1 protein-coding gene is annotated in these 2,599 nt (G+C 39.9%); it reads left to right on the top strand.

Annotated elements, in window-relative coordinates; genetic code table 11:
* Positions 1-294 precede the first annotated feature (294 nt).
* Positions 295-2,599 (top strand): bifunctional aspartate kinase/homoserine dehydrogenase II (gene metL / locus L652_RS0116590; protein ID WP_024596696.1); only part of this gene is annotated, 2,305 nt, incomplete at its 3' end.

The following is a 2,599-nucleotide window of genomic DNA, read 5'->3' as shown; positions in this document are numbered from 1 at the left end:
CCAAACATGCGCTGCCCTTTGGGTTCTTTCTAGGGACGATTAACTCTTTGTTGCTCGGTTTTTACTTAGCCCACTAGGTTACAAACCTCGCGCCGCGATTTAATCGCCCCTAGATTGAACAAATTTCAATCCACAAAGAACAACACGCCCTAATCAATTTGAGGGATTAAACCGCACGATAACATCGTTAAAAATTCCTAATATAGAACAACTAAATAACGAAATTTTTGCCTTGTTATCGATACGGTTTTTTACCTCAAAATAGACAACTTAATTAAGCGAATTGGTATAAATATGGTCAATTGTGTACATAAATTTGGTGGTTCAAGCTTAAGCTCTAGTGAGCGCTATCAAAGCGTAGCTAAAATAATTATTGGGCATACTCAGCCGGGCGACTGTGTTGTGGTATCTGCTGCAGGTAAGACTACAGATACACTTGTGTCGTTGTGGCAAAGTTATCAGCTGCAAGACACGCAAGCTGTCGCTGATATTTTACTGCAGTTAAATAACCATCAAAGCGATTTAATTGAGCAGTTATTACAAGCTGATTTAAAGCGCTGCGCACTTAGAACACTAAATACCGAGCTTAGTAATATTGCAGAACTTGCTCAAGCTGAGCAGTTGAAAGAGGCTGCGTTACTTGCGCATGGGGAACTGTGGTCAGCACGTTTACTCGCTACTTATTTACAGCAGTTAAATATTGAGGCGTGTGCTCAAGATGCCCGTAGTCTTTTTACCTTGAACGATGGTGAATTAATGCATGCGCAAAATGCGCAGCAATGTCGACAGTCAATTTTGCCTAATAAGATAAATGTTGTTACTGGGTTTATTGCCGCTGATACGAAAGGTGAGACCGTAACACTTGGACGCAACGGTAGCGATTATAGTGCAACACTACTTGCAAATTACTGTAATGCTAAGCAAGTATGTATTTGGACCGATACACAGGGAGTGTTTAGCACTGATCCTCGTAAGGTAAAAAAAGCGATTAAGTACGGCAAAATTTGTCGCGGACAAGCTAATATATTAGCTCGTTTGGGTAACCCTGTATTACATGCAAAAACACTATCGCCACTTAAAAACAGCGATATTAAGCTAGCTGTTCGTAGTAGTTTTGATGTGCAAGCAAGCCCAACAGATATAGTAAAAGAAGGTTCAGCAAAGAAAAAGCGTTTTATAACCACGCTGCAAAATGTTGATTTGTTAATGGTTGAAGGATTAAGTGAAGGTGAGGTCGCAAGCGTTAGTCAGCTTATTCAGCATAGCCTTCATCATTTTAACCATAATGGTGAAGTGTATTTAGTAGTACCGGCTGCACAAACATATCAAGTTATTAATTACTTTGCTGGTAGAGCTAATATTAGTGAGTCAAATTTAAATGGCTGTGCAATTATTGCCCCTGAGCAAGACGTTAGCGTATTAAAACTGCAAGCTTTAGAAGTATTAGCTGAGCAGACTATAAAACCGCGTTTTGTGCATCAAGATAATGGTTATGTTTTATTACTAACAGACCAATTTATAGATAGCGATATACAAAGCGCCTTACACGATAAGCTAATCAATAAAGGCCAAGAAATAGCCGTTATAGTTGCGGGCCTTGGCAATGTAGGCGATGCTTTTATTGAGCAGTTATCGGCACAATTTGAGCGTTTATCAGACGACTTTAGTATTAAATTGGTAGCGCTGGTTCGCTCTAAACATATGTTATTTAATGCAAGTGGCATAAATATATCGCAATGGAAAACTCAATGGCAGCATGAGGCGAATAGCTATGAAGCTGCGGAATTACTTAATGCGATAAGCGAGCTTGACTACGAACATAAAGTTTTAATTGATATTACTGCAAGTGAGCAGTTTAGCTTTTTATATACAGATTTTGTAGACCGAGATTGTCATTTAATTAGTGCTAACAAATATGCAGGTACAGCACCTACTTCTTGGTATAAAGCACTTCGTAGTAACCTTGGCGAACGTAATTTACATTGGCGATATAATACAAGTGTAGGTGCAGGCTTACCTATCAATTTTGCTTTGGCTGATTTGCAAAATAGTGGTGATAAAATTACGCGTATTGAAGGCGTGTTCTCGGGTACACTTTCGTGGTTATGTAGTAAGTATGATGGTACCACTGCTTTTTCTGAGTTGGTATTAGAAGCACAGAAAATGGGGTTCACAGAGCCTGACCCTCGCGAGGATTTATCTGGACGAGATATGCAGCGTAAGTTACTTATTTTAGCCCGAGAGTTAGGTATAGAGCTTGAGCTTGATGATATTAGCTTATCGGCATTAATGCCCGGTGAGCTTGCGCTAGGAAGTTGGGAAGACTTTCTAAACAATAAAGCCCAGCTAGATGCGTTCATTGAAGAGCATGCTGATACAGCAAAAGCTAATAACTCAGTACTGAGATACACAGGCCTATTAGATATAACAAAAACTGAAGTTATCGCTAAAGTAGGAGTTACGTATGTGCCCAATGGGAATGCGTTAGCAAACCTTACACCTGGCGATAATATTTTTGTAATTAATAGCAAATGGTATAGTGATAACGCGCTTGTGATTCAGGGGCCTGGGGCTGGGAAAGAAGTAACCGCTGCGGGTG

The sequence above is a fragment of the Pseudoalteromonas sp. TB25 genome, assembly GCF_000497995.1.
GTDB lineage: Bacteria > Pseudomonadota > Gammaproteobacteria > Enterobacterales > Alteromonadaceae > Pseudoalteromonas > Pseudoalteromonas distincta.
This window is presented reverse-complemented; position numbering and strand designations above follow the sequence as displayed.